Raw genomic sequence first — 25,639 nt, 5'->3', positions numbered from 1 at the left:
GTGGAACGGCGTCCGCCGGGGGCTCCCGTGTGCGTCGAGCACCCCCGAACGTGCGCTAGAGTCTTACTTGTCCGGCCGACAGGGCGGGCAGGCAGGAAGCTCAGGGCGATTAGCTCAGTTGGCTAGAGCGCGTCGTTCACACCGACGAGGTCACTGGTTCGAGTCCAGTATCGCCCACACGGCTCTGAGACGGTCCCACTCGGGGGTAGCTACCCCCGGTGGGACCGTTTTCGTCTGTGCGGGGCGCCGTCCCGTTCGCGCCGGGCCTCGTCCCTCCCGCGCGGGGCCCGCCTCGTCCACGCGGGTGCTCCGGCGCGGTCGGCTGGGGTCGAACCCCCCGCGTCCGGCGCCCGCGCGCCGTCACCGCCCACCGGGGCCGTCGACAGGGGCCCGGCCGGTTTCAGGGGGCTAGTCGGACGGGGTGTCCGGCAGGGGGCGTCCGCGCCGCACCGCCCTGCGCGCGCGCAGGCGCCGGAAGAACTCCTCCTTCAGGCGCATCCCGTACCGCTCGGCGCGGTGGAACCACACCTGGGCGGGCCGCACCACCTTCTGCGCCCACCGGAACTCGGTGCTGAGGATGACCAGCCCCAGGATGACCGAAGCCAGGCCCGGACCCGGGACGACCATCATGACCAGCCCGGCCAGGATCACGACCACGCCGACGGTCCCCACGAGCACGCTCCAGGGCAGGCGCAGCGCGGGGTGCGTGTGCATGCGCCTGCGGAAGAGACGCAGCCGCGCGCGCATCCGCCGCCACCTGCGCGCGCGGGTGCGGCGGGTGGGGGATGTCTCCGGGGCCGGCGGGTCATTGGTGGGGCTCGGTGACATGCGCTCACAGTATTCGGTCGAAGCGAGTGGATGCATTCGGGTCGACTGGGGGCGATGGCCAGGGCATCTGTTGATTCTCACCGATCCTGACAACGGGATCAATGGCCTTTCGTAAGGGTGTGGACAGTCCCACGAAAGGTGACGTTCCATGACAGATCAGTCCCTGTCTGGTTCCCTGCCCCTCCTGTGTGCGGTTCACGCGGGTACGCCCCGAAGAGTCCGAATCCCTGACCGAATCCCCGGTCGGACCCCGGGTCCGCGGCGCCTGAATCCCACCGTCCCACCACGTCCTCCGCGTCGCCAGCGCGGTCGCGCGGCCTGTGGACAACCGGGGCGGCCCCGCCCCGAAGCCGCTAGCATCGGGAAGGAGTACACGCCCGGCCGCGCACAGCGGCCGGTCCGCGTTCGACATCATCCACGTCTTCCTAGGAGTCACCGTGTCCGCCGCGCCTGAGCTGCACATCACCCTCGCCGGAACCCCGCGTGCGGTGGCGGCGAACACTACGGCGGGCCAGGCTCTGGAGGCCGACGGCAGGACCGTCATCGCCGCGCTGGTCAACGGCGAGCCGCGCGACCTCGCCCGGGAACTGCGCGAGGGCGACACCGTCGAGCCGATCGCCATCGACTCCGAGGAGGGGCGGGCGATCCTGCGCCACTCCACCGCGCACGTGCTGGCCCAGGCCGTCCAGGAGCTCTTCCCCGAGGCCAAGCTGGGCATCGGCCCGCCCGTGGAGAACGGCTTCTACTACGACTTCGACGTCGCAGAGCCCTTCACCCCCGCCGACCTGAAGAGCATCGAGAAGAAGATGCAGCAGATCGTCAAGCAGGGGCAGCGCTTCGACCGCCGGGTCGTCTCGGACGAGGAGGCCCGCGCCGAACTGGCCACCGAGCCCTACAAGCTGGAGCTGATCGGGCTCAAGGGCGGCGCCACCGAGGCCGCCGAGGGCGCCGGTGTGGAGGTGGGAGCCGGTGAGCTCACCATCTACGACAACGTCCACCCGCGCACCGGCGAGCTGTGCTGGAAGGACCTGTGCCGCGGTCCGCACCTGCCCACCACCCGCGTCATCCCGGCATTCAAGCTCATGCGCACCGCCGCCGCCTACTGGCGCGGCAAGGAGACCAACCCGCAGTTGCAGCGCGTCTACGGCACCGCCTGGGAGAGCAAGGAGGCCCTCAAGGACCACCTGACCTTCCTGGAGGAGGCCGAGAAGCGCGACCACCGCAAGCTCGGCTCCGAGCTGGACCTGTTCTCCATCCCGGACGAGATCGGCTCGGGTCTGGCGGTCTTCCACCCCAAGGGCGGCACCGTCCGCCGGGTCATGGAGGACTACTCGCGGCGGCGGCACGAGGAGAGCGGGTACGAGTTCGTCTACACCCCGCACGCCACCAAGAGCACCCTGTTCGAGAAGTCCCAGCACCTGAGCTGGTACGCGGACGGGATGTACCCCCCCATGCAGCTCGACGGCGGCCAGGACTACTACCTCAAGCCGATGAACTGCCCGATGCACAATCTGATCTTCGACGCGCGCGGGCGCTCCTACCGTGAGCTGCCGCTGCGCCTGTTCGAGTTCGGCACCGTGTACCGGTACGAGAAGTCGGGCGTGGTGCACGGCCTGACCCGCGCCCGCGGCTTCACCCAGGACGACGCGCACATCTACTGCACCAAGGAGCAGATGGCGGACGAGCTCGACTCGTTGCTGACCTTCGTGCTCGAACTGCTGCGCGACTACGGCCTGGACGACTTCTACCTGGAGCTGTCCACCAAGGACCCGGAGAAGTACGTCGGCGGCGACGAGGTCTGGGAGGAGGCCACCGAGACCCTGCGCGAGGCCGCGCAGAAGCAGGGCCTGGAACTGGTCATGGACCCGGGCGGCGCCGCCTTCTACGGCCCCAAGATCTCGGTGCAGGCCAAGGACGCCATCGGCCGCACCTGGCAGATGTCCACCATCCAGCTGGACTTCAACCTGCCCGAGCTGTTCGACCTGGAGTACACCGCGGCCGACGGCTCGCGCCAGCGCCCGGTGATGATCCACCGCGCCCTGTTCGGCTCCATCGAGCGCTTCTTCGCCGTCCTGCTGGAGCACTACGCGGGCGCGTTCCCGGCCTGGCTGGCGCCGGTGCAGGCGGTCGGCATCCCCATCGCCGACGAGCACGTGCCCTACCTGCGCGAGCTCGCCGCCAGACTGCGCGCGGAGGGCATCCGCGTCGAGGTGGACGCCAGCGACGACCGCATGCAGAAGAAGATCCGCAACGCCCAGAAGCAGAAGGTGCCCTTCATGCTGCTGGCCGGTGACGAGGACGTCAGCAAGAACGCGGTGTCCTTCCGCTACCGGGACGGTTCGCAGAACAACGGGGTGCCGCTGGACGAGGCGGTGGCCGAGATCGTCGCCGCCGTCCGCGAGCGCCGCTAGACAGCGTTCTTCGGGGACGCTGCGCGTCGGGACGGGCTACCGCCCTCAACGACCGCCTGCGGCGCGGTGTCTTCCTGGTTCGGGCGTCCGAAGAACGGGAACCCCGTGGGCGCCCGAACCGCACACGAGAGGAGCGCCCATCCGGGGTGACCGGGTGGGCGCTCCGCCGTCTCGGGTCAGCGCCGCTCGCCGGGCGCCTGGGACTCCTCCTCGTCGCGGAACAGGTCCGCACGGGAGATGCGTGCGGTCGCGTTGGGGTCCGGGGCGTTGGTCTCCTCCTCGTCGTCGCGGAACAGGTCCGCGCGCGAGATGCGGTGCGTCGCGTTGGGGTCACTCATGAGGGCGGTACTCCTTGTTGCTACGGGGGCAAGGCGAATTTTATCCGCCTCACGGAGCGGGGCCGGATGCCCGGACCTGCGCGTAAGGCCGCTCAGCGGCCGGGGGCGCGCCGTTTCCAGGCCTCGGCGGGGACCCGCTCCACGAGGGCGATCAGGTAGTCGGCGGCGGTCACGGCCCGGTCGGGATCCAGCCGCATGGCCGCCCACGTGAGGACGTAGTCCCCGCTGAAGCGTACGGGAAGGGACCGGGACCTGGGATCGGTCAGCAGCCACTTGGTGACCACGTTGTCGAGCACGGTCCCGGTGAACGCGGGGTCGTTGCCCGTCGCGTGGAAGGCACCGGCGAAGTCGTCGTCGGAGGCGTCCGGGTCGCGCCTGCGCAGTATCTGTAGTTCGGCGTTGGGTCCGGGGGTGCGCACGGCCACCACGCGGTGGACGCGGCGGACCCGCTCCGCGCCCCTGCCCGCGGTGTGGGTCTGCTCGAAGGCGACGACCAGGTGCTGGCCCCGGCGGCCGGTGAGCACGTGCTGTGCGCGCGGGTGCGGCCCGAGGGCGGCCCGGGGGAGCACGGCGTCCCCCAGCGGACTGGGGAGCTGTTCGGTGTAGGCCCACCCGCGTTCACGCGCCCATCCGCGCAGCTCGGTGGAGCGTTCCTTGCGGAAGTGCGCGGCGACCGCGATCGTGCCGGCCGACATGACGACGGCGACCAGCGCGATCACAGACAGGGCGCCTTCCATGTCTCCTCCGGCTGGGGGATGTGAGGTGGCCGTGGGCCGCGAAGAGCCCATCCTGAGCGGGTCGGGTCGGGAAAGTCGGGGACCCGCGCTGGCCGTACGGGTCCATTCTGTGTTGATTTCGGGTGCTTGTCACCCCTTGTTGTTGTTCCGCGGTGACGCTGGGGGGCCGCGGCCTCGCGGTGTCCGCCCACGGTCTACCCGGAACGGGCGCGACGTCACCGTCACCGCGCGTCCCCGCCCGGTCACCACCTGCGCGAACGCCTTCCTCCGCGCGGCTCGGGGACCCTCCTTCGCCTGCCACACGGCCCTTCCCGCCCCCGCGGCCCCGACGGTGCGCGGTCATGCGGCGGACACGGAGGGTGAGGGCTGTCCGGAACCGGCCACCGTTCGCTCCGCCCGTGCCGCAACCGCTCCTCGCACGTCAACCGCCGACGCGGCGCTCCGCCCGGGTCCTCGGCGTTCCAGCACCCGGCCCGGGCCGAGCCAGGCCCGTACGCCGCCGACCGGACCCGGGCGTGAGAGCGCACACGCCCGGGTCCGCGGACGGGGGTCCTAGGCGGGCAGGCCCAGCTCGCGGGCGATGAGCATCTTCTGCACCTCGCTGGTGCCCTCGCCCACCTCCAGGATCTTGGCGTCCCGGTAGAAGCGGCCCACGGGGTAGTCGTTCATGAACCCGTACCCGCCGAACACCTGCGTGGCGTCCCGCGCGTTGTCCATGGCCGCGTTGGAGGCCACCAGCTTGGCGACCGCCGCCTCCTTCTTGAAGGGCTCGCCCGCCAGCATGCGCGAGGCCGCGTCGTAGTAGGCCAGCCGCGCGGTGTGCGCACGCGCCTCCATCTCCGCGATCTTGAACTGGATCGCCTGGTAGCTGCCGATCGCGTTGCCGAAGGCGTGCCGCTCGTGGGCGTAGCGCACGCTCTCGTCCACGCAGCCCTGCGCCAGGCCCACCGACAGCGCCGCGATGGCGATGCGGCCCTCGTCCAGGATCCGCAGGAACTGGGCGTACCCGCGCCCGCGCTCGCCGACCAGGTTCGCCTCGGGCACCCGGCAGTCCTCGAAGACCAGCTCGTTGGTGTCGGAGGCGTTCCACCCCACCTTGGAGTACTTCTGGCCCACGGAGAAGCCCGGTGTGCCCGCGGGCACCAGGATCGAGGAGATCTCCGGCCGCCCGTCCTCCCGGCGCCCGGTCACGGCCGTGACGGTCACCAGCGCGGTGATGTCGGTGCCCGAGTTGGTGATGAAGGACTTGGTCCCGTTGATCACCCACTGGCCGTCCTCCAGGCGGGCCGTGGTCCTGGTGGCGCCCGCGTCGGACCCGCCGTCGGGCTCGGTCAGCCCGAACGCGCCCAGCGCCTTGCCCGAGGTCAGCCGCGGCAGGTACGCCTTCCTCTGGTCCTCGGTGCCGAACCGGAAGATCGGCATCGCGCCCAGCGACACCCCGGCCTCCAGGGTGATCGCCACCGAGGAGTCCACCCGGGCCAGCTCCTCCAGGGCCAGGCACAGGGCGAAGTAGTCGCCGCCCATGCCCCCGTGCTCCTCGGGGAAGGGCAGCCCGAACAGGCCCATCCGGCCCATCTTGGCGACGATCTCGTACGGGAAGGCCTCCCGCTCGTAGTAGTCGCCGATGACCGGGGCGACCTCGTCTCGGGCGAACTCCTCCACGGCGGCCCGCAGGTCGGCGTGCTCGGTCGAGAGCTGGTGACGGTTCATGCGTGCGACTCCTCGCTGGTGGCGGGGGAGGGCGCGTCCGACGGGGTGTCGGCGGACGCGTTCGGGACGGGTTCGACGGTGACCAGGACGGCGTCCATGGGCACGGACGCGCCGGGGCGCACCGCCACGGCCGCGACGGTCCCGTCGACGGGAGAGGTGACGGAGTGCTCCATCTTCATGGCCTCCACGACGGCGAGCGGGGTCCCCGCGCTCACCGCCTGCCCCACCCGCACGGCGACGGAGAGCACCGTGCCGGGCATGGGGCTGCGCACGGTCCCGTCGGCGGCGGCGTCGTCCTCGCGCAGCGCGGCCGCGACGGGCTCCTCGTGCAGGCTCCAGGCGGCGCCGCCCGAGCCCAGCCAGCGGTGCGCGGTGCCGGGATCGTCGGCGCGCGCGTAGGTGCGGGTGGCGCGGCCGTCGGTGACGGTGAGCCGGGTGCCGTCGGCGGAGCGCCGGGCCCCGAACGCGACGGGTTCCCCCTCCGCCACGCTCACCAGGTAGCGCCCCGGCTCCCCGTCACGGCGCACCCGGACCGCGACGGCCTCGCGCCCGGAGAGCCGCAGCCGCCACGGGGTCCAGGCGGGGCCGCCCATCCGCCAGCCGTCCGGCACGGCGAAGCGGTCGGCGTCCGGCTCCGTCTCCAGGTCGAGCTGGTGGTCCAGGGCCGCGGCCGCGTACACCTCGTCGAGGGTCCGCTCGGGAGCCGGTGCGGGCGGGTCGGAGGCGATGAGGTCGGTGCTCAGGTCCCCGGCGACCACACGCGGGTGGCGCAGCAGACGGCGCAGGTAGGCGGTGTTGGTCACGCAGCCCAGCAGCTGGTAGGAGCCCAGCGCGGAGTCCATCCGGTTCAGGGCCTCGGCGCGGTCCGCGCCCCAGGTGATCACCTTGGCGAGCATCGGGTCGAAGTCCGAGGTGATCCGCCCGCCCTCGGCGATGCCCGAGTCCACCCGGACCTCGTGCCCCCGGGGTTCAGCGAGGGACAGGATCGGCCCGCCGGTGGGCAGGAACCCGCGGTCGGCGTCCTCGGCGTAGATCCGCGACTCCACGGCGTGCCCGACCCAGGACACGTCGGACTGGGCGAAGGGCAGCGCCTCCCCGTAGGCCACCCGCACCTGGAGTTCGACCAGGTCCACGCCGCGCTCGCCGCGCACCGCGACGACCTCCTCGGTGACCGGGTGCTCGACCTGGAGGCGGGTGTTCATCTCCAGGAACGAGAACGACAGGTCGCCGCCCGGCCCCGCCTCGGCGATGAACTCCACCGTGCCCGCGCCCACGTACCCGCACGAGCGGGCGGCGGCCACGGCGGCCCCGCCCATGGTGGCGCGCTGGGCGTCGGTGAGCAGGGGGGAGGGCGCCTCCTCCACCACCTTCTGGTGGCGGCGCTGGAGACTGCACTCGCGCTCGCCCAGGTGCAGGACGTTGCCGTGGGAGTCGGCCATGACCTGCACCTCGATGTGGCGGGGCCGCTCCACCAGCCGCTCCACCAGCAGGGTGGAGTCGCCGAAGGAGGCCAGCGCCTCGCGCCGGGCGGCCGCCGCACCGGCCACCAGGTCGTCGGGGGAGTGCACGGACCGCATGCCCTTGCCGCCGCCCCCGGCGGAGGGCTTGATGAGCAGCGGGTAGCCGGTCTCCTCGGCCGCGCGCAGGAGTTCGTCGTCGCCCAGGGGCCGCCCGGGCCTCTCGGTGAACCCGCCCAGGACGGGCACGCCCGCGGCGGCCACGGTGTCCTTCGCGCGGATCTTGTCGCCCATGGCCTCGATCGCGGGTGCCGGGGGGCCGATGAAGACCAGCCCGGCGTCGGTGCAGGCGCGCGCGAAGCCGGCGTTCTCGGACAGGAAGCCGTAGCCGGGGTGCACGCCGGTGGCGCCGCAGTCCAGGGCCAGGGCGACGATCGCCTCGGCGTCCAGGTAGTGCTCCACCCGCAGCGCCAGGTCGGCGGCGAGGGCGTGCGGGGCGTTCGCGTCGGCGTCGGTGTACACGGTGGCCGGGCTGATGCCCATGCGGCGCAGGGTGCGCATGACGCGCAGCGCGATCTCGCCCCGGTTGGCGACCATGATGCGCGCGGGCCCGCGGACGCCCGGTTTCGTGCGTGGCGTTGTGGTCAAGGGTTCCTCACATCCGGAAGACGCCGTAGCCCACCGGCTCCAGCGGGGCGTGGCGGGCGGCGGACAGGGCCATGGCGAGCACGTCGCGGGTGTCGGCGGGGTCGATGACGCCGTCGTCCCACAGCCGCGCGGTGGAGTAGTAGGGACCGCCCTGCTCCTCGTACTGGTCGCGCACGGGCGCCTTGAAGGCCTCCTCGTCCTCGGCGGACCACTCCTGCCCGCGCGCGGCCATCTGGTCGCGGCGGACGGTGGAGAGCACCGAGGCGGCCTGCTCGCCGCCCATCACCGAGATGCGCGCGTTGGGCCACATCCACAGGAACCGGGGCGAGTAGGCCCGACCGCACATGCTGTAGTTGCCCGCGCCGAAGGAGCCGCCCACGACCACGGTGAACTTGGGGACGCGGGCGCAGGCCACGGCGGTGACCATCTTCGCCCCGTGCTTGGCGATGCCGCCCGCCTCGTAGTCCCGCCCGACCATGAACCCGGAGATGTTCTGGAGGAAGACCAGCGGCACGCCGCGCCGGTCGCACAGCTCGATGAAGTGGGCGCCCTTGAGGGCGGACTCGGCGAACAGGATGCCGTTGTTGGCGACGATCCCGACCGGGTGGCCGTGCAGGTGCGCGAACCCGGTGACCAGGGTCGTGCCGTACTCGGCCTTGAACTCGGTGAACTCGCTGCCGTCCACGATCCGGCCGATGACCTCGCGCACGTCGTAGGGGGTGCGCGTGTCGGCGGGCACCACCCCGTACAGCTCGCCGGGGTCCAGCGCCGGGGGACGGGGCTCGCGCACCTCCCACGCGGGCGGTTCGGGCGGGCCGAGGGTGTCGGCGATGCGCCGGACGAGGGTGAGGGCGTGCGCGTCGTCGTCGGCCAGGTGGTCGGTGACCCCCGACACCCGCGAGTGCAGGTCGCCGCCGCCCAGCTCCTCGGCGGTGACGACCTCGCCGGTGGCCGCCTTGACCAGCGGCGGGCCGCCCAGGAAGATCGTGCCCTGCTCGCGCACGATGACCGCCTCGTCGCTCATCGCCGGGACGTAGGCGCCGCCCGCCGTGCACGAGCCCAGCACCGCGGCGATCTGCGGGATGCCCATCCGCGACATGGTGGCCTGGTTGTAGAAGATCCGGCCGAAGTGCTCGCGGTCGGGGAAGACGTCGTCCTGCATGGGCAGGAACGCGCCCCCGGAGTCGGCGAGGTAGACGCACGGAAGCCGGTTGTGCAGCGCCACCTCCTGGGCGCGCAGGTGCTTCTTGACGGTCATGGGGTAGTAGCTGCCGCCCTTGACCGTGGCGTCGTTGGCGACCACGACCGTCGGGCGGCCCATGACCCGGCCCACGCCCGCGATCATCCCGGCACCGGGGGCGTCCTGTCCGTCCGCGCCGTAGAGCCCGTACGCGGCCAGGGGGGCGATCTCCAGGAAGGGGGAGCCGGGGTCCAGGAGGAGGTCCACGCGGTCGCGCGGCAGGAGTTTGCCCCGCTCGACGTGCCGTGTCCGGGTCCTCTCCGGGCCGCCCAGGGCCGCGGTGGCGATCCGCTCGCGCAGCTCCAGGGCGAGGGCGCGGTTCGCCGCGTCGTTGGCGGCGAACGCGGGCCCGGCGGTGTCCACCGCCGTGCCGAGCACAGGTGCCCTGCTCATGGTGTCCTCTCGTGGAGGGGTGTTAATGCTCACTAACATCTGGGATGTTAGTGACTACTAACATGGGTGTCCAGGGCCCGGCGCGACACCGGGGGAGGGGAGGAGACCGGATGGGGGCCAGACCCGCGGGCGAGCGGCGCGCGGCGCTCCTGGGCGCGGCGGCGCGGCTCTTCGCCGAGCGCGGCTACCGGGGGGTGTCCATCGACGACCTCGGCCGCGCCGTCGGCACGACCGGGCCCGCCCTGTACCGCCACTTCCGCGGCAAGCAGGAGCTGCTCGGCGCGGTGCTGGTGGACGTCAGCGAACGCCTGGCGCTCCGGGGCGGCGAGCTGGTGGTGCGGGCGTCGGGCGCCGAGGAGGCGCTGGAGGCCCTGCTGCGCGGGCACATCGCCTTCGCCCTGGACGAGCCCGACCTGATCACGGTGCACGACCGGGAGCTGGGCAACCTCACCGACGCCGACCGGCGCCGGGTGCGCCGCCTCCAGCGCGGCTACGTCGAGCAGTGGGTGGGGGTGCTGGGCGAGCTGCGCCCCGACGCCTCGGCCACCGTCCTGCGCGCCGCCGTGCACGCCGTGTTCGGGCTGCTCAACTCCACCCCGCACAGCCGGGGCGAGCTGTCGCGGCGGCACATGGCGGGGCTGCTGCTGGAGATGGGCCGGGCCGCCCTGACCGTCCCCGCCGCCGAGCCCGACTGAGCGTTCGCCCCGAGCCGGTTCCGGCCGCCGTCCCCCCGTACCCGCGTGCTCCTCCGGTACCGGGCGCCCCCGCCCGCCGTGCCCCTGACGGCCCATCCCGGGATTTGGCGCCGGTCATGCCCTGCGCTGACCCGCCGCCGGGTAGACAGGGCGCCAGGCACCGGAGAGGAGGAGCGCCATGAACGTGGTGAGCAGGGGTTTCCAGGGGCGTAGGGGAGGCGACCCCTCGCGTGTGCCCCCGGGGCAGTACGAGACCCACGACTTCCCCGTCCTGTCGGCCGGTCCCACACCGCACGTGGACACGGCCGAATGGACCTTCGCGATCGCCGACGAGGCGGGCGGCACGCACTCCTGGACGTGGGACGAGTTCCTGGACCTGCCCCAGGAGCGGCCCCGCGTGGACATCCACTGCGTCACCCGCTGGTCCAAGCTGGACACCGACTGGGCGGGCGTGAGCGTGGACATCCTCCTGGAGGACGTGGAGACCGCGGCCGAGTACGCCCTGGCGGTCAGCCACGGCGGCTACACCGCCAACCTGCCGCTCCAGGACCTCACCGACGGCCGGGCCTGGGTGGTGCACAGCTTCGGCGGGGAACCGCTGGCCCCCGAACACGGCGGACCCGCCCGGCTGCTGGTCCCGCACCTGTACTTCTGGAAGTCGGCCAAGTGGGTGCGCGGGCTGCGGCTGCTCGACGGGGACGAGCCCGGGTTCTGGGAGCAGGCCGGGTACCACGACTACGGCGATCCGTGGCGCGAACAGCGCTACCAGGGCGACTGATGGCGGCCTGGCGGCCCGCCGAACTGGTGGCCGACCGGTGGGAGACCGCGAGCGCCAGGACCCTGGTCCTGGAGGTGCCGGGGTGGCCCGGGCACCGGCCGGGCCAGCACGTGGACGTGCGCCTGACCGCCGAGGACGGCTACACCGCCCAGCGCGGCTACTCGATCGCCTCGGCCGCGGACGGCGGGCGCGTCGAGCTGACCGTGCAGCGGGTGGCGGGCGGGGAGGTCTCCCCCTACCTGGTGGACGTGTTCGCGCCGGGCGACCGTGTGGAGGTCCGCGGCCCGCTGGGCGGCTGGTTCGTGTGGGACGCCGCGTCGCCCGACCCGGCGGTCCTGGTGGGCGGCGGCTCGGGCGTGGTCCCGCTGATGGCGATGGTGCGCGAGCGGCGCCGGACGGGCGGCCGGGCCCTGTTCCGGGTGCTGTACTCGCTGCGCACCCCCGAGGACCGGTACTACCGGGGGGAGCTGGGCGCGCACCGGCCGGGCGACGGAGGGGTCGACGTGTTCCTGGCCTACACGCGCCGCGCGCCCGAGGGCGCGCTCCGGGGACCGGGGCGGTTGGGCGCGGCCGAACTCGACACGCACGGCCTCCCCGCCGAGTTCGCGCCGGTGTGCTTCGTGTGCGGGCCCACCGGCTTCGTGGAGACGGTGGCCGACGCCCTGGTCGCGCTGGGGCACGACCCCCGGCGGGTGCGTACCGAGCGTTTCGGCTCGGGTGGAGGTGGCGGATGAGGGAACCGGAGCACCTGGACGCCAACGCGCTGGCCGGACCGCTGTCGGAGATCATGTCGGTGGACCTGACCTCGGCCGAGCGCCGCTGCTCGGTGTGCGGGGCGTGCGGGACCTTCGCCGAGCTGTACGTGACGACGGACGGACCCGGTCTGGTGGCGAGCTGCCCGCGGTGCCGGACCCTGGTCCTGCGGCTGGTGCGCACACCCGACAGCGTGTGGCTGGACCTGGGCGGCACCGGGGTCGTCCGGATCCGGCTCGGGCCCTGACAGGGGGCCGGGGCGGGCCCGCGGCCCGCCCCGGCACCACGCCCGCGTCCTACACGCCGCCCGTGGCGCCGCCCGTGTCCGTGCCCTGCTCCGCCGGAGCCGTGGGGGCCTCCTGGGCGGGGGCCTCCTCGGCCGGAGCCTCAGGGGCCTCCTCGGCGGGGGTCTCCGGGTCCTCGTCCTCCCCGACGACCGGCGGGTCGGTGTTCTCCCCGAAGACCCCGTCGAAGAGGAAACCGAGCACTCCCCCGGGACGCGAGTCGTCCTGGTCCGCGGTGGCGGCCACGGCGGCCCCCGTACCGGCGACGGTCAGTCCGGCGGCCAGTACCGCCGCGGCGGTGATCCTGGTGAACGTACGCATACGCGTTCACGACTCCCTTCGTGTCGAGCGTCAGTGCCTGCCGTGATTATCTTGTTACAGAAAGTCACGGAAATCACGAACTCCCCCGCACGGGTGTTTCGGGCCGGTCCGGGGGCCGCCCCGTCCTCCACAGGGGCCGCCAACGGCGGGCAAAGTCCCCGGCAGGTCACGGGTGGCGGCTCCGGGATCCGCCGACCCGGCCATACATTGGCCGCGGTCTTGTGGGTAGTGCTGCGTCCAACGGCCCAACGGACGCACTCAGCCGTCCCGCCCCACGACACGTCAGAAGGAGCGCTGTCTATGTCTCGGCCTCGTATCGTGGTGGTCGGCGCGGGCTTCGGTGGTCTCCACACCCTGCGCCACCTCGAACGCCGCATCCCGGCGGGCGCGGCGGACATCGCCCTCGTCGCGCCGCACGACTACATGCTCTACAGCCCCCTGCTGCCGCAGGTGGCCTCCGGGCTGCTCACACCGCAGTCGGTCGCCATGTCGGTGCACCGGCTGACCCGGCAGACCCGGTTCGTCCCCGGACACGCCGTCGGCGTGGACCCGGGGGACCGCGTGGTCGTCGTACGGCGCCCCACCGGCGAACTCGCCCCGGTCCGCTACGACCGCCTGGTCCTGGCGCCCGGCGGGGTCACCCGCGCCTTCGACATCCCCGGTCTGGCCGAGCACGCCTACGGCGCCAAGACGCTGGCCGAGGCGGTGCTCCTGCGCGACCACGTCCTGGCCCAGCTGGAGCTGGCCAACGACAGCCGCGACCCGGCCGAGCGCGAGGAGCGCTGCCGCTTCGTCGTCGTCGGCGGCGGCTACACCGGCGTCGAGACCGCGGCCTCGCTCATGCGCCTGTGCCAGGAGGCGGCCAAGCGCTACCCGGACCTGCGCTCGGTGATCCGCTGGCACCTGGTGGACATCGCGCCCAAGGTGCTGCCCGAGCTCGGCGACCGCCTCGGCCGCAAGGCGCTCGACCTGCTGCGCTCCATCGGCGTCGAGGTCAAGCTCAAGGTGAGCGTGCGCGAGGTGACCGACGACAAGGTGGTGCTCACCGACGGCCGCGCCCTGCCCTGCCGCACCCTCATCTGGACGGCGGGCGTCTCGCCCAGCCCGCTCATGTCGACCCTGGACAAGCCCACCCAGAAGGGGCGCCTGGAGGTCGGCGCCGACCTGCGGGTCCCCGGACTCGACGACGTCTTCGCCGTCGGCGACGCCGCGGCGGTGCCCAACCTCTCGCACGAGGACAGCGACTACTGCCCGCCGACCGCCCAGTACGCCACGCGCCAGGCGGCCACTGTCGCCGAGAACGTGGTCTCGTCGGTCCTGGGGCGCCCGATGAAGGAGTTCCGGCACCGGGACATGGGGCTGGTCGTGGACCTGAGCGGCAACGACGCGCTGGCGCGCGTCATGCAGATGGAGCTGAGCGGACTGCCCGCGCTGGGCGTCACCCGCGGGTACCACCTGATGGCGGTGCCCTCGGCGACCGCGCGGGCGCGCATCCTGGCCAACTGGGGGATCCGCAAGGCCACCGGCGGCGACACCTCGCGCCTGGGGTTCGCCGACGGCGGGCGCCCGTCCTCGTTCGTGGCCAACGAGTCGGTCGACTACCTGGACGCGGAGGCCTCCCGCCGGGAGGGCGCGCGCCTGCTGGAGAACCTGCACGCGCGCTACGGCGTGCACTGACCGGGGGCCGTCCGGACTCCGCCGGGTCCGGACCGCCGTGCCCCGCCGGCCTGCCGCGACGCCCCGCCGCGGCAGGCCGGGCGCGGGGGCGGGAGCGGCGGGGTCAGGAACGGACCAGGCGGGCGATCGCCTCGGAGGCCTCGCGCACCTTCGCGTCCGCCTCCTCGCCGCCGTTGGCCACCGCGTTGGACACGCAGTGCTTGAGGTGCTCGTCGAGCATGGACAGCGCGAAGGACCGCAGCGCCTTGTTGGCCGCCGACGTCTGGGTCAGGATGTCGATGCAGTACTGGTCGTCCTCGACCATCCGCTGCAGCCCGCGGATCTGGCCCTCGATACGGCGCAGCCGGTTGATGTGGCTCTGCTTGTCGTTACTGTAACCGTGGGTCGCAGCCATGCTCCCGCTTCCGTGTCGTTCCTGCTCAGATGCCATTACCATACCCCCTCGTGGTATCCAACGGCGGGGGCCGGGAACGCATTCCGCCGGTGCGCCCCCCGTGGACGCGCGTCTCACCGCCAACGCGGCCGTAGTAGGAGTTTCCCAGACGAACGGGGACCGGTCGCCGCGCACGCGGACGCCCGCGTGCCGTGCGCGGGGGCCGTCACCGCGCGTAAACGTCCGGTCCGCTCTGGGCAACGCGGGGGTGGGGAGCCTTGCCCGCGGCCCCGCCCCGAACCGACCATGGCGGTATGACTGACAGCGCCGAGAACGACATCATGGCCACCATCCGCGGACTGATCGACGAGGAGCACGCGCTCCGCTCCACCGCCGGAGGGCTGGACCCGCAGGAGCGCGCCCGCATCAAGCAGGTCGAGGAGGCGCTCGACCAGTGCTGGGACCTGCTCCGCCAGCGCAGGGCCCGCAGCGAGTTCGACCAGGACCCCGACGAGGCCGAGCCGCGCCCCGTCTCCGAGGTCGAGAACTACCGGCAGTAGGGGGCCGGACCGAGAACCCCGCGTGCTCCGCGAGCGTCAACACGGGTACAGCGGCGCCGGGCGATGACCGCACGACCGCACGGCGCCCCACCCCGGGAGCACAGAAGGAAGCGCATGCTCACCACACTGACCGGGTTGGGCCTGGCCTCCGCGGCCGGGCTCAACGCCTACATCCCCCTCCTCCTCGTCGGACTGCTCGCACGCTTCACCGACCTGGTCCCGCTGGGGGAGTCCTGGCAGTGGATCGAGCACCCCGCCACCCTCGTGGTCCTCACCGTGCTGCTGGTCGTGGAGTTCGCGGCGGACAAGATCCCCGCGGTCGACAGCTTCAACGACGCCCTCCAGACCGTGGTGCGGCCCACCTCCGGCGGCATCACCTTCGGGGCGGGGGCCTCCGCGGTGGAGTTCGGCGAGATCACCGGGGCCGCCTCCGGCGCCGCCGCGGGCGGGGACGGGGTCTCCTGGTGGGCGGTGGTCGCGGGCGTGGTCGTCTCCCTGGCCTTCCACGCGGTCAAGTCCCTGGCCCGGCCGGTGGCCAACTCCGTGTCCCTGGGGTGCGCGGCCCCGGTGGCCTCCTTCCTGGAGGACGTCGTCAGCTTCGTCACCTCGCTGCTGGCCCTCCTGGTGCCCGTCCTCGTCCTCGTCGTGTTCCCGCTCATGGTGGCGGCGGGCGTGTGGGCGGTCCGGCGCGGGCGGCGGCTGCGCCGGGAACGCCGCGAGGCGCGGGGCGCCGGCCCGCAGGGGACGGACACGGGCGAGCCCACCGGCGCGGAGGGCGGTGGCCCGGCGGGGGAGACCCGTCCCGGGTGAGGCTCCCCGTCGGGCGTGGGAGCCGGGCCGGGGTGGCGCACGACGCATTCCCCGACCGGGGCCGGTGCCCGTAAAGTGCGGTCAATGGCTGAGACGACTTTCGACCGACACGACAGCACCCACATCGTCTGGGACTGGAACGGCACCCTCCTCAACGACAACCACGCCAACCTCGCCGCGGTGAACGCCGTGTGCGAGCTGTTCGGCCGCGACCCCGTGGAGCTGGACCACTGGCGCTCCGTCTTCCGCCGTCCCCTCATCCCCTGCTACGAGGAGCTCCTCGGCCGGGCCTTCGAGGAGGGCGAGTGGGAGCGGGCCGAGAGGCACTACGACAGCAGCTACCAGGAGCTGCTGTCCTCCTGTGAACTCACCGCGGGCGTCCCCGACGTCCTGCGGGAGTGGACCCGCGGCGGCGGCACCCAGTCCCTGCTGTCCATGGCCTCCCACGAGCACCTGGTGCCCCTGATCGAGGAGCGCGGGCTGACCGGGCACTTCACCCGGGTGGACGGCCGCCGGTTCCAGACCGAGGACGACTCCAAGGCCGAGCACCTGGTGCGCCACCTCGAACACCAGGGCATCGACCCGGCCCGGGTCGTGCTGATCGGCGACATCGACGACGACGCCCGCGCCGCCCGCGAGGCCGGGGCCCGCTCCATCCTCGTCACCAGCGGCCTGATGTCCCGCGCCCGCCTGGAGGCCACCGGCTCCCCGGTGGTCGACTCCCCGGCGGCCGCGGTGGCCGCGCTGCGCGGCGACTGAGGCGACCGCCCGGTCCGGGGCCGCCGCCCGCGCCCCGGAAGGCGCGGCAAAGATCCGGTCACCGGCTCTCCCACCCGCCTCCGGCCCCTGTCAACGGGTACCGCCCACGCCCGCGCGCCCGCCCGGCGGCGGGTCCCGCACACAGGTCCCCTCCCACCGGTGACCTGCGCACTCGACGCGCCCCCCGGCCCCCGTCACCCCGGGGGCCGGGCCGTGGCCGCCGACATGTGGTGTTGTTAGATGGGTCTCACAGCAACACACGGCCGGCAACACGCCGTGCGGAACACAGTGCGAATGGGAAGGCGGGCCAATGACGGAGAACAGCGTGCCCCGGGTGCTCTGGAAGCCCGACGGGGAGAGGGCCGCGTCCTCCAACATCGTCGCGTTCGCCCGATGGGCCGAGCGCGAGAAGGGGGTCCGGGCCTTCGGCGACGCCTCCGCCGCGTCCTTCGACTACGACTCCCTGTGGCGCTGGTCGGTCACCGACGTCGACGGCTTCTGGGAGTCGGTCTGGGAGTACTACGGCGTGCGCTCCGACACCCCCTACGAGCGGGTCCTGGGCGAGCGCGCCATGCCCGGGGCCGAGTGGTTCCCCGGTGCCACCCTCAACTACGCCCGGCACCTCTTCGAGGGCCGCGACGACGACCGCGTGGCCATCCGCCACGCCACCGAACTGCGCGGCCTCGGCGAGTGGACCTGGGGCGACCTGCGCCGCCGCACCGCCGCCATCGCCGCCGGACTGCGCGGACTGGGGGTGGGCCCCGGCGACCGCGTCGTGGCCTACCTGCCCAACCTGCCCGAGACCGTCGCCGCCTTCTACGCCGCGGCCTCCCTGGGCGCGGTGTGGTCCTCCTGCTCCCCGGACTTCGGCGTGCGCAGCGTCATCGACCGCTTCGCCCAGATCGAGCCCAAGGTCCTGCTCGCCGTGGACGGCTACCGCTACGGGGGCAGGGACTTCGACCGCCGCCCCGTCGTGGAGGAGCTGCGCGCGGCCCTGCCCACCGTCGAGCACACCGTCCTGCTCGACTACCTCCACCCCGGGGAGTCCCTCGACGGCACCCTGCCCTGGGGCCGACTGGAGGAGTCCGGGGCCGGGGCCGAGCTGGAGTTCGCCTCCGTCCCCTTCGACCACCCCCTGTGGGTGCTCTACTCCTCGGGCACCACCGGCCTGCCCAAGGCCATCGTCCACGGGCACGGCGGCATCCTGCTCGAACAGCTCAAGAACCTCCACCTGCACCTGGACGCCCGGGAGCACGACCGGGTCTTCTGGTTCACCACCACCGGCTGGATGATGTGGAACTTCCTGGTCAGCGTGCTGCTGACGAAGGCCTCCATCGTCCTGTACGACGGCAGCCCCGCGGCCCCCGACCTGGACGCCCTGTGGGACCTGGCCGCCGAGGCCGGGGTCACCGTCTTCGGCACCAGCGCAGGGTTCCTCTCCTCCTGCATGAAGGAGGGCGTCCACCCCCGCCGGGGCCGAGACCTGTCCGCGCTCAGGGCCATCGGCTCCACCGGATCGCCGCTCAGCCCCGAGGCCTTCTCCTGGGTCTATGAGGAGTTCGGCGAGGACCTGTGGCTGTTCTCCACCTCCGGCGGCACCGACGTGTGCAGCTGCCTGGTCGGCGGCACCCCGACCCTGCCCGTCCACGAGGGCGAGATCCAGTCCCGGGCCCTGGGCATGGCCGTGGCCTCCTGGGACCCCGAGGGCAGGGAGCTGGTCAACGAGGTCGGCGAACTGGTCGTCACCGAGCCCGCCCCGTCCATGCCGCTGTTCCTGTGGGGCGACGACAGCGGCGAGCGGCTGCGCGACAGCTACTTCTCCGTCTACCCGGGCGTCTGGCGGCATGGCGACTGGATCGCGATCACCGACCGCGGCACCGCGGTCATCTACGGCCGCTCCGACTCCACCATCAACCGCGGCGGCGTGCGCATGGGCACCAGCGAGATCTACCGCGCGGTCCTGGCCCTGGACGAGGTCGTCGACGCGCTGGTCGTGGACGTGCCCCAGGCCGACGGCTCCTCCCGGATCGAGCTGTTCACCGTGCTGCGGGAGGGCGCCGACCTGGAGGGCGACCTGCCCCGGGAGATCGCCCGCCGCATCCGCACCGACTGCTCGCCCCGCCACGTGCCCGACCGCGTCCGCGTCATCGGCGCGGTGCCCCGGACCCTGTCGGGCAAGGTCCTGGAGGTGCCGGTCAAGCGCATCCTCATGGGGGAGCGGCCCGAGCGGGTCGCCAGCCGCGACTCGCTGGCCAACCCCGAGGCGCTCGACTTCTTCAGCACCCTGGCCGGGGAGCGGGAGAGCGCGGGCTGACGGCGGCCGCGCCGGGGCACGTGGCCGCCACCGGCCACGTGCCCCGGCCCGTTGTCGCCGCGCGGGCGACGGCATAGCCTGACGGGCGTGACACAGAACCAGTCCGGCGAGACCTCCGCCGCCCCCGCGGGCCCGTCCTCGGGCCGGGGCCGGATCGACGGCATCGACGCCGCACGCGCCCTCGCGGTGTTCGGGATGTTCGTCGTCCACCTCGGCGTGGAGTCCATGGGGCTGCTGTCGCCCGAGGGCTACGCCTGGGACCTGCACGGTGTCGTGCGCGGCAACTCCTCGGCGCTCTTCGCCCTCCTGGCGGGGACCTCCCTGGCCATGATGACCGGGCGCACCGACCCGGTCGGCGGCGACCGCCTGCGCGGGGCCGTCGTGCGCATCCTCACCCGCGCGGCGCTCATCGGCGTGCTGGGCCTGGTGCTGGACCTCATGGGGGTCCCGGTCGCCATCATCCTGACCTACTACGCGGGCTTCTTCGTGCTGGCCCTGCCCCTGCTCAAACTGCGCTCGGGCGCGCTGTGGACGGTGGCGGGCGCCCTGGCCGTGCTCGGCCCACCGCTGTCGTTCCTGCTGCGCGACAATATCTTCCCGCCCTCGCCGCGCACGTCGTCGCTGTCCTCGCTCAGCGAGTTCTTCCTGACCGGCTACTACCCGGCGATCACCTTCATGGCCTTCGTGACCGCGGGGATGGCGCTGGGGCGGCTGGACCTGGCCGCCACCGCGGTGCGGCTGCGCCTGCTGGCCTCCGGCGCCGTCCTGCTGCTGTTCGGACACCTCGGCTCCTGGGTCCTGCTCAACCCGACGGGCGGCATGGACCGCCTGGTGGAGGCCAGCGGCCCCGCCCTGACCGGCCTGCCCCCGGGCGAGGTCACCGACGAGGCGACGGCGGCCCTGGTGCGCGCCGCGGTGGTCGAGGAGACGCAGTCGCTCTCGGGGCAGGTGCCCACCGACTCCTGGTGGTGGCTGGCGGTCGGCACGCCCCACACCGGCACCACCTTCGAGATCGCCGAGGCGGTCGGCCAGGGACTCGTGCTGCTGGTGGTGTGCATGTTCCTGTGCGACCGCTTCCGGGCCCTCATGTACCCGCTGACCTCGGTCGGCCGGATGCCGCTGACCGTCTACACCGGGCACATCCTGGCCCTGGCGATGGTCATCGCCGCCTCCGGCGGGATCGGCTGGCACCGGCCGTGGCTGCTGGAGGGCTTCGTCCTGGGGGCACTGGTCTTCGCCACCCTGTGGCGGCTGACGGCGGGCAGGGGACCGGCCGAACTCCTCCTCGGGGAGGCCGCAGACGGCATGGTCGCCCTGGTGGAGGAGCGAAGACCCGCCGCCGACGGAGGCCCTCCCCACCGTCCTAGCGACGGTCCCCCCGCGTGATCCTGGCCGAGGTGCGGTCGCGGTGGGCCAGGGAGTCGGTGGTGGTCCGCGCGTTCTGGCGCATGAGCCTGCGAGCGTCGTCGGCCGCCGACCGCGCGACCGCCTGACTGGCCACGGGGCGCTGCGCGACCTCGGCGTCCTCGGGCAGGCCGATGTCCATGGGCAGGCCCGCCCGGCTGATCACCCGCAGTTGGGCGTCCTCCTGCGACTTGGAGGGCCGGATGTCGCCGTCGGGGGTGCGCCACGCCTTCAGGCGGGCGTGCAGCCAGTCGGTGCCCTGGTAGTCGGGGCCGCTCGGCCACGGCACGCCGTCGGGGCGGTGCCCCAGCGCGTGCAGCGCGTCGGCGACGGTCCACCCGGCGGAGAAGAAGCGCGCGGTCTCGTCGCGCAGCACGCGAAAGTCCACACGGCGCAGGGACGCCTCCTCACGGCGCAGCGTCTCACAGGCGTCGTGCACGTCGCGGGGGGTGTGCCGGGTGCGGTGCAGGGGGTCGGCCTCCGGTTTGCGCAGCAGGGAGTCGTCCACCGTCACGATCACCTCGCCGCGGCGGTTGTCCCAGACGCTGACCTCCTCGCGCGCCCACCCCTGGGACTCGGCCAGCGCCACCGCCATCCTGCGCAGGTCGACCCGCTCGTCGTCGCTGCTGATCCGGAACTCCGCCATGCGCCCAGCCTAGACGAGCCCTTTCCCCGGACCGGAACGCGCCGGACCCCCGGCTCCGCTCAGTCCCGCTGCACCGGGCGGACCATCACCAGCTGCGGTCCCCCCGCCGTGTCCACGAAGCGGCGGCCGGTGAAGACGAACCCGGCGCGCGCGTAGACGCGGGCCGCCGCGTGGTTGGCCTCGTCCACGCACAGCACCAGTTCGGCCGCCCGCGGCGCCACCTGCGCGGCCAACCGGTCCAGCAGCGGCGGGGAGCACACGGCCCGCCCCACGCCCCGGTTCTGCCAGGCGGTGGTGACGTAGAAGGCGCGCAGCAGCACCGCCCGCGCCGGGTCGGGTACCAGGTCGCGCGCGTGCACGGCCCGGTCCAGCACGCCGAAGCCCGCGCAGGCCGCCCGCGCCCCGGCGGCGTCGGTGACGGCTCCCGGACCGACGACGGCGAAGGGCGTGCGCGCCGGGTCGGCGTCGGCGGCGGGCAGGGTGGTCACCGGCAGCAGCACGTGTCCGCGCTGGCCGGGCGGCAGGCGGTGGCGCAGCACGGCCCGCCGCAACAGGTCCGTCTCCGGTGTGGCCCGGTCCAGCCGCACCAGGCGCACCGGCTCCGCCCCGCCCGCGCGTGGCCCGTTCCGCTCTCCGGCCGACATCACCGCTCCCGTCGCCTCGGGGTCCGCTCCTCCGGCTCCCGGGTCCGGCGGTGCGGGTCGGGGGGAGGATTCGGGCCAGTCTCGCATCTCGCCCAGGTGCGAAAAGGGAGTGGTCCGGTCTAGACCGCGCGTGTTCTTCCCAAAGGTGACAGAACAGTACGGATGCCCTTTTCTGGGGGTTCTCCATGCCGTATTGGAGGAAAGGACGACGAAAACCCAGGGCATGCCTTGGAGGCTCCTCCAACCTTGGGCGGCTCGATCCGGACGGGTGCTGACGGCGGCCCCACCCGGCGTTAGGGTGACTGCCTGACGGCCCGGCCTCGCGGGAAGACCTCCCCGCGCGCCGCGCCGCGAGCCCCGTTTCCGCTGGCCACAGCGGACGGGCAGGCCAGCAACCCGACGAGCTGTAGGTGCCCGTGCCCCACACCCCATTCGCGCCCGAGGCGGCGACCAACCGCGAACTCCGCGCGTTCCTGCACGGCCTCCCGGGCGTGGACGAGGTCGGCGCGCGAGCCCGCGCCCAGGACCTGTCCACCCGGTCGGTCAAGACCACCGCCAAGGCCCGGGCCATCGACCTGGCCATCTCCATGGTGGACCTGACCACCCTGGAGGGCGCCGACACCCCCGGCAAGGTCCGGGCCCTGTGCGCCAAGGCCGCCCACCCCGACCCCGCCGACACCACCGTGCCCCGCGTGGGCGCCGTGTGCGTCTACCCCGACATGGTCGCCACCGCCGTCGAGGCGCTGCGCGGCACCGGGGTCGGCGTGGCCTCGGTGGCCACCGCCTTCCCCTCCGGCCGGGCGCCCATGGAGGTCAAGCTCGCCGACACCCGCCGCGCGGTCGCCGACGGCGCCGCCGAGATCGACATGGTCATCGACCGCGGCGCCTTCCTGTCCGGCGACTACCTCAAGGTCTTCGAGGAGATCGCCGCGGTCAAGGAGGCCTGCGGCGCCGCCCACCTCAAGGTCATCCTGGAGACCGGCGAGCTGGCCACCTACGACAACGTGCGCCGCGCCTCCCACCTGGCCATCCGGGCCGGGGGCGACTTCGTCAAGACCTCCACCGGCAAGGTGTCCCCGGCCGCCACCCTGCCGGTCACCCTCGTCATGCTGGAGGCGGTCCGCGACCACCACGCCGCCACCGGCAGGCGCGTGGGCGTCAAGCCCGCGGGCGGCATCCGCACCACCAAGGACGCCATCCGCAACCTGGTCCTGGTCAACGAGGTCGCCGGTCCCGACTGGCTGACCCCCGACCTGTTCCGGATCGGCGCCTCCAGCCTCCTCAACGACCTGCTCATGCAGCGCACCAGGCTGTCCACCGGCACCTACCCGGGCCCCGACTACTACACGCTGGACTGAGAGCCGTGATCTTCGAGTACGCGCCCGCACCGGAGTCCCGCTCCGTCGTCACCCTGCGCGAGAACTACGAGCTGTTCGTCGACGGCGCCTTCACCCCGGCCGAGGGCGGCGAGTACCTCACCACCCTCAACCCCGCCGACGAGACCGAGCTCGCCCGGGTCGCCGTCGCCGGACCCGCCGACGTGGACCGGGCCGTCGCCGCCGCCCGCCGCGCCTTCGACACCGTCTGGGGGCCGATGCCCGGCGCCGAGCGCGGCAAGTACCTGTTCCGCATCGCCCGCATCATCCAGGAGCGCTCGCGCGAACTGGCCGTGCTGGAGTCGATGGACAACGGCAAGCCCATCAAGGAGACGCGCGACGTCGACCTGCCCCTGGTCGCCGCGCACTTCTTCTACCACGCCGGGTGGGCCGACAAGCTCGCCCACGCCGGGCTGGGCCCCGACCCGCGCCCGCTGGGCGTGGCCGCCCAGGTCATCCCGTGGAACTTCCCGCTGCTCATGCTCGCGTGGAAGGTCGCCCCGGCGCTGGCCACCGGCAACACCGTGGTGCTCAAGCCCGCCGAGACCACCCCGCTCACCGCGCTGGCCTTCGCCGAGATCTGCCAGGAGGCCGACCTGCCCCCGGGCGTGGTCAACATCCTCACCGGCGCGGGCGAGACCGGCCGCGCCCTCGTGGAGCACCCGGGCGCCGACAAGGTGGCCTTCACCGGCTCCACCGCGGTCGGCCGCCAGATCGCCCGCTCGGTCGCGGGCACCGGCAAGCGCCTCACCCTGGAACTGGGCGGCAAGGGCGCGAACATCGTCTACGACGACGCGGCCCTGGACCAGGCGGTCGAGGGCGTCGTCTCGGGGATCTTCTTCAACCAGGGCCACGTGTGCTGCGCCGGTTCACGGCTGCTGGTCCAGGAGTCGATCGCCGGGGAACTGCTGCCCCGGCTCAAGGAGCGCGTCGCCAAGCTGCGCCTGGGCGACCCGCTGGACAAGAACACCGACATCGGCGCGATCAACTCCGCCGCGCAGCTGGAGCGCATCCGCGAACTCACCGGCACCGGCGAGGAGGAGGGCGTCGAGCGCTGGTCGCCCGCCTGCGAGCTGCCCGCGAGCGGCTACTGGTTCGCGCCCACCGTCCTGACCGGCGTCAGCCAGTCCCACCGCGTGGCCCGCGAGGAGATCTTCGGCCCCGTGCTCTCGGTGCTGACCTTCCGCACCCCCGAGGAGGCCGTGGCCAAGGCCAACAACACCCCCTACGGCCTCTCCGCCGGGGTGTGGACCGAGAAGGGCTCGCGCATGCTCTGGACCGCCGAGCGCCTGCGCGCCGGGGTGATCTGGTCCAACACGTTCAACAAGTTCGACCCGACCAGCCCCTTCGGCGGCTACAAGGAGTCGGGATACGGCCGCGAGGGCGGGCGGCACGGATTGGAGGCCTACCTTGGCTGAGCGGCGCGAGAACCGGAAGACCGCCAAGAGCGCGGCCGGGGCCGCCGAGGCCGCACGGGGCGCGGCCGACGCCGCCGCGCCCGCCCGGCTGGCGGTCCGCAAGACCTACAAGCTCTACCTGGGCGGGGCCTTCCCCCGCTCCGAATCGGGCAGGAGCTACCCCGTGACCTCCGCCAGCGGCCAGCACCTGGCCAACGCCCCGCTCGCCTCCCGCAAGGACGCCCGCGACGCCGTGGCCGCCGCGCGCAAGGCCTTCGGCGGCTGGTCGGGCCGCACCGCCTACAACCGCGGCCAGATCCTGTACCGGGTCGCGGAGATGCTGGAGGGACGCCGCGACCAGTTCGCCGCCCGGGCCGCGGCCGCGCAGGGGCTCTCCCGCGCCGACGCCGAACGCGTGGTCGACGCCGCCGTGGACCGGTGGGTGTACTACGCGGGCTGGACCGACAAGGTCGCCCAGGTCCTGGGCGGCGCCAACCCCGTCTCGGGGCCCTACTACAACCACTCCGCGCCCGAGCCCACCGGCGTGGTCGCGGTGTTCGCCCCCCAGAACGCGCCGCTGCTCGGCCTGACCTCCGTGGTCGCCCCCGTGATCGCCACCGGCAACACCGCCGTCGTGGTTGCCTCCGGGGACGCGCCGCTGGCCGCGATCGACCTGGCCGAGGTGCTGGCCACCTCCGACCTGCCGGGCGGCGTGGTCAACCTGCTCACCGGACGCGTGCCGGAACTGGGGCCCCACCTGGCCTCGCACGCCGACGTCAACGCCCTGGACCTGACCGGCGCCGGGGACCTGGCCGCCGAGTTCGAGAGGGCCGCCGCCGACACCCTCACCCGGGTGCTGCGCCCCGGACCCGGCTCCGACGGCGGCGAGGACGCCTGGCTCGACCCCGATCCCGGCACCGCGCGCCTGAAGCCCTTCCTGGAGACCAAGACGGTCTGGCACCCCGTGGGGATCTAGGGGTACCGAGGCCGCCGCCGGTGCGACACAGGGGTTCCGCCGGCGACGATCCCGTACCCGCGGCGCGTCCGGGCCGCCCGGACGCGCCGCGGGTAGCAGGATCACGCGTA

General features: G+C 73.4%; 24 protein-coding genes and 1 tRNA gene. 15 read left to right on the top strand and 10 right to left on the bottom strand.

The annotated features are described in order from the left end of the window. Positions 1 to 103: 103 nt before the first annotated feature. Positions 104 to 177 (top strand) — tRNA-Val (locus tag AC0VX6_RS20380). Positions 178 to 408: 231 nt separating this feature from the next. Here the strand turns inward: AC0VX6_RS20380 and AC0VX6_RS20375 are convergent. Continuing rightward, a complete protein-coding gene (locus AC0VX6_RS20375; protein WP_248774641.1) occupies positions 409 to 747 on the bottom strand; it encodes a PGPGW domain-containing protein in 339 nt (112 codons plus the stop codon). A gap of 518 nt (positions 748 to 1,265) precedes the next feature. Between AC0VX6_RS20375 and thrS the strand changes: the two genes are divergently transcribed. After that, positions 1,266 to 3,239, top strand: coding sequence for a threonine--tRNA ligase (thrS, locus tag AC0VX6_RS20370; protein WP_274974211.1), 1,974 nt, complete (start codon positions 1,266 to 1,268; stop codon positions 3,237 to 3,239). Positions 3,240 to 3,415: 176 nt separating this feature from the next. Here the strand turns inward: thrS and AC0VX6_RS20365 are convergent, their stop codons facing one another. The 5 genes from AC0VX6_RS20365 to AC0VX6_RS20345 all read right to left on the bottom strand — a co-directional run bounded on the left by AC0VX6_RS20365 (position 3,416) and on the right by AC0VX6_RS20345 (position 9,747). After that, positions 3,416 to 3,577, bottom strand: a complete 162-nt coding sequence (locus AC0VX6_RS20365) for a hypothetical protein (RefSeq protein ID WP_274974210.1) — start codon at positions 3,575 to 3,577, stop codon at positions 3,416 to 3,418. 92 nt (positions 3,578 to 3,669) lie between these two features. Then, positions 3,670 to 4,314: a hypothetical protein gene (locus AC0VX6_RS20360; protein WP_475465635.1), complete on the bottom strand. Its 645-nt coding sequence runs from the start codon at positions 4,312 to 4,314 to the stop codon at positions 3,670 to 3,672. 552 nt (positions 4,315 to 4,866) lie between these two features. After that, complete coding sequence (locus tag AC0VX6_RS20355) at positions 4,867 to 6,024, bottom strand: acyl-CoA dehydrogenase family protein (protein ID WP_475465633.1); 1,158 nt, start codon at positions 6,022 to 6,024, stop codon at positions 4,867 to 4,869. After that, positions 6,021 to 8,129, bottom strand: coding sequence for an acetyl/propionyl/methylcrotonyl-CoA carboxylase subunit alpha (locus AC0VX6_RS20350; protein ID WP_475465631.1), 2,109 nt, complete (start codon positions 8,127 to 8,129; stop codon positions 6,021 to 6,023). Before AC0VX6_RS20350 ends, AC0VX6_RS20355 begins: the two co-directional genes overlap by 4 nt. A 7-nt stretch (positions 8,130 to 8,136) precedes the next feature. Continuing rightward, positions 8,137 to 9,747: a carboxyl transferase domain-containing protein gene (locus AC0VX6_RS20345; protein WP_475469405.1), complete on the bottom strand. Its 1,611-nt coding sequence runs from the start codon at positions 9,745 to 9,747 to the stop codon at positions 8,137 to 8,139. A 125-nt stretch (positions 9,748 to 9,872) separates the two neighbouring features. On the opposite strand from AC0VX6_RS20345, the gene AC0VX6_RS20340 reads away from it, so the two are divergent. From AC0VX6_RS20340 to AC0VX6_RS20325, 4 genes are all read left to right on the top strand, one after another. Beyond that, positions 9,873 to 10,457 (top strand): SACE_7040 family transcriptional regulator, encoded by a 585-nt coding sequence (locus AC0VX6_RS20340; protein ID WP_274974208.1) that lies wholly within the window; start codon positions 9,873 to 9,875, stop codon positions 10,455 to 10,457. Positions 10,458 to 10,635: 178 nt separating this feature from the next. After that, a complete protein-coding gene (locus AC0VX6_RS20335) occupies positions 10,636 to 11,235 on the top strand; it encodes a sulfite oxidase-like oxidoreductase (RefSeq protein ID WP_274974207.1) in 600 nt (199 codons plus the stop codon). After that, positions 11,235 to 11,969 carry a ferredoxin reductase gene (locus tag AC0VX6_RS20330; protein ID WP_475465629.1) on the top strand — a complete coding sequence of 245 codons (735 nt, stop codon included), beginning with the start codon at positions 11,235 to 11,237 and terminating at the stop codon, positions 11,967 to 11,969. Before AC0VX6_RS20335 ends, AC0VX6_RS20330 begins: the two co-directional genes overlap by 1 nt. Continuing rightward, positions 11,966 to 12,235: a DUF6510 family protein gene (locus tag AC0VX6_RS20325; RefSeq protein WP_274974205.1), complete on the top strand. Its 270-nt coding sequence runs from the start codon at positions 11,966 to 11,968 to the stop codon at positions 12,233 to 12,235. Before AC0VX6_RS20330 ends, AC0VX6_RS20325 begins: the two co-directional genes overlap by 4 nt. Before the next feature lie 49 nt (positions 12,236 to 12,284). On the opposite strand, the gene AC0VX6_RS20320 is transcribed toward AC0VX6_RS20325, so the two are convergent. Beyond that, entirely contained in the window at positions 12,285 to 12,593 is a 309-nt protein-coding gene (locus AC0VX6_RS20320) for a hypothetical protein (protein ID WP_475465626.1), read from the bottom strand. Between the two features lie 300 nt (positions 12,594 to 12,893). Here AC0VX6_RS20320 and AC0VX6_RS20315 point away from each other — a divergent pair, with 300 nt between their 5' ends. Further along, positions 12,894 to 14,270: an NAD(P)/FAD-dependent oxidoreductase gene (locus AC0VX6_RS20315; protein ID WP_274974203.1), complete on the top strand. Its 1,377-nt coding sequence runs from the start codon at positions 12,894 to 12,896 to the stop codon at positions 14,268 to 14,270. Between the two features lie 103 nt (positions 14,271 to 14,373). Here the strand turns inward: AC0VX6_RS20315 and AC0VX6_RS20310 are convergent, their stop codons facing one another. Then, on the bottom strand, positions 14,374 to 14,664 hold the full coding sequence (locus AC0VX6_RS20310; protein ID WP_047869300.1) for a metal-sensitive transcriptional regulator: 291 nt from the start codon (positions 14,662 to 14,664) through the stop codon (positions 14,374 to 14,376). A gap of 293 nt (positions 14,665 to 14,957) precedes the next feature. Between AC0VX6_RS20310 and AC0VX6_RS20305 the strand changes: the two genes are divergently transcribed. The 5 genes from AC0VX6_RS20305 to AC0VX6_RS20285 all read left to right on the top strand — a co-directional run bounded on the left by AC0VX6_RS20305 (position 14,958) and on the right by AC0VX6_RS20285 (position 20,472). Further along, on the top strand, positions 14,958 to 15,203 hold the full coding sequence (locus tag AC0VX6_RS20305; protein ID WP_274974202.1) for a DUF2630 family protein: 246 nt from the start codon (positions 14,958 to 14,960) through the stop codon (positions 15,201 to 15,203). Between the two features lie 114 nt (positions 15,204 to 15,317). Beyond that, positions 15,318 to 16,013, top strand: coding sequence for a DUF4126 domain-containing protein (locus AC0VX6_RS20300; RefSeq protein WP_274974201.1), 696 nt, complete (start codon positions 15,318 to 15,320; stop codon positions 16,011 to 16,013). A gap of 84 nt (positions 16,014 to 16,097) precedes the next feature. Continuing rightward, positions 16,098 to 16,772: an HAD family hydrolase gene (locus AC0VX6_RS20295; protein WP_274974200.1), complete on the top strand. Its 675-nt coding sequence runs from the start codon at positions 16,098 to 16,100 to the stop codon at positions 16,770 to 16,772. Between the two features lie 310 nt (positions 16,773 to 17,082). After that, positions 17,083 to 19,086, top strand: a complete 2,004-nt coding sequence (locus AC0VX6_RS20290) for an acetoacetate--CoA ligase (RefSeq protein WP_274974199.1) — start codon at positions 17,083 to 17,085, stop codon at positions 19,084 to 19,086. An 87-nt stretch (positions 19,087 to 19,173) separates the two neighbouring features. After that, positions 19,174 to 20,472 (top strand): heparan-alpha-glucosaminide N-acetyltransferase domain-containing protein, encoded by a 1,299-nt coding sequence (locus tag AC0VX6_RS20285; RefSeq protein WP_274974198.1) that lies wholly within the window; start codon positions 19,174 to 19,176, stop codon positions 20,470 to 20,472. Here the strand turns inward: AC0VX6_RS20285 and AC0VX6_RS20280 are convergent. Beyond that, on the bottom strand, positions 20,450 to 21,136 hold the full coding sequence (locus AC0VX6_RS20280) for a hypothetical protein (RefSeq protein WP_274974197.1): 687 nt from the start codon (positions 21,134 to 21,136) through the stop codon (positions 20,450 to 20,452). The two genes, AC0VX6_RS20285 and AC0VX6_RS20280, sit on opposite strands and share 23 nt — an antisense overlap. 59 nt (positions 21,137 to 21,195) lie before the next feature. Further along, positions 21,196 to 21,780, bottom strand: a complete 585-nt coding sequence (locus tag AC0VX6_RS20275) for a GNAT family N-acetyltransferase (RefSeq protein ID WP_475465623.1) — start codon at positions 21,778 to 21,780, stop codon at positions 21,196 to 21,198. Positions 21,781 to 22,190: 410 nt separating this feature from the next. Here AC0VX6_RS20275 and deoC point away from each other — a divergent pair, with 410 nt between their 5' ends. The 3 genes from deoC to AC0VX6_RS20260 are packed head-to-tail and all read left to right on the top strand — an operon-like array spanning position 22,191 to position 25,529. Further along, positions 22,191 to 23,138 carry a deoxyribose-phosphate aldolase gene (deoC, locus tag AC0VX6_RS20270; RefSeq protein ID WP_274974195.1) on the top strand — a complete coding sequence of 316 codons (948 nt, stop codon included), beginning with the start codon at positions 22,191 to 22,193 and terminating at the stop codon, positions 23,136 to 23,138. A gap of 5 nt (positions 23,139 to 23,143) precedes the next feature. Further along, the gene (locus tag AC0VX6_RS20265; RefSeq protein ID WP_274974194.1) at positions 23,144 to 24,574 is read left to right on the top strand and encodes an aldehyde dehydrogenase family protein; all 1,431 of its coding nucleotides are present in this window, start codon (positions 23,144 to 23,146) and stop codon (positions 24,572 to 24,574) included. After that, the gene (locus AC0VX6_RS20260) at positions 24,567 to 25,529 is read left to right on the top strand and encodes an aldehyde dehydrogenase family protein (protein WP_475465621.1); all 963 of its coding nucleotides are present in this window, start codon (positions 24,567 to 24,569) and stop codon (positions 25,527 to 25,529) included. Before AC0VX6_RS20265 ends, AC0VX6_RS20260 begins: the two co-directional genes overlap by 8 nt. The last annotated feature ends 110 nt before the right edge of the window (positions 25,530 to 25,639 follow it).

This window comes from Nocardiopsis sp. iso_25, assembly GCF_056173305.1.
The sequence above is the reverse complement of the archived record's forward strand: the minus strand, read 5'-3'. Positions and strand labels throughout refer to the sequence as shown.

Bases quoted from the DNA above. Each gene is read 5' to 3' on its own strand.
- AC0VX6_RS20280 (WP_274974197.1), bottom strand. From the start codon at position 21,136: ATGGCGGAGTTCCGGATCAGCAGCGACGACGAGCGGGTCGACCTGCGC.
- AC0VX6_RS20355 (WP_475465633.1), bottom strand. From the start codon at position 6,024: ATGAACCGTCACCAGCTCTCGACCGAGCACGCCGACCTGCGGGCCGCC.
- AC0VX6_RS20300 (WP_274974201.1), top strand. From the start codon at position 15,318: ATGCTCACCACACTGACCGGGTTGGGCCTGGCCTCCGCGGCCGGGCTC.
- AC0VX6_RS20325 (WP_274974205.1), top strand. From the start codon at position 11,966: ATGAGGGAACCGGAGCACCTGGACGCCAACGCGCTGGCCGGACCGCTG.
- AC0VX6_RS20275 (WP_475465623.1), bottom strand. From the start codon at position 21,780: ATGTCGGCCGGAGAGCGGAACGGGCCACGCGCGGGCGGGGCGGAGCCG.
- AC0VX6_RS20295 (WP_274974200.1), top strand. From the start codon at position 16,098: ATGGCTGAGACGACTTTCGACCGACACGACAGCACCCACATCGTCTGG.
- AC0VX6_RS20365 (WP_274974210.1), bottom strand. From the start codon at position 3,577: ATGAGTGACCCCAACGCGACGCACCGCATCTCGCGCGCGGACCTGTTC.
- AC0VX6_RS20305 (WP_274974202.1), top strand. From the start codon at position 14,958: ATGACTGACAGCGCCGAGAACGACATCATGGCCACCATCCGCGGACTG.
- AC0VX6_RS20330 (WP_475465629.1), top strand. From the start codon at position 11,235: ATGGCGGCCTGGCGGCCCGCCGAACTGGTGGCCGACCGGTGGGAGACC.
- AC0VX6_RS20375 (WP_248774641.1), bottom strand. From the start codon at position 747: ATGCGCGCGCGGCTGCGTCTCTTCCGCAGGCGCATGCACACGCACCCC.
- AC0VX6_RS20315 (WP_274974203.1), top strand. From the start codon at position 12,894: ATGTCTCGGCCTCGTATCGTGGTGGTCGGCGCGGGCTTCGGTGGTCTC.
- AC0VX6_RS20340 (WP_274974208.1), top strand. From the start codon at position 9,873: ATGGGGGCCAGACCCGCGGGCGAGCGGCGCGCGGCGCTCCTGGGCGCG.
- AC0VX6_RS20290 (WP_274974199.1), top strand. From the start codon at position 17,083: ATGACGGAGAACAGCGTGCCCCGGGTGCTCTGGAAGCCCGACGGGGAG.
- AC0VX6_RS20360 (WP_475465635.1), bottom strand. From the start codon at position 4,314: ATGGAAGGCGCCCTGTCTGTGATCGCGCTGGTCGCCGTCGTCATGTCG.
- AC0VX6_RS20335 (WP_274974207.1), top strand. From the start codon at position 10,636: ATGAACGTGGTGAGCAGGGGTTTCCAGGGGCGTAGGGGAGGCGACCCC.
- AC0VX6_RS20320 (WP_475465626.1), bottom strand. From the start codon at position 12,593: ATGCGTACGTTCACCAGGATCACCGCCGCGGCGGTACTGGCCGCCGGA.
- AC0VX6_RS20310 (WP_047869300.1), bottom strand. From the start codon at position 14,664: ATGGCTGCGACCCACGGTTACAGTAACGACAAGCAGAGCCACATCAAC.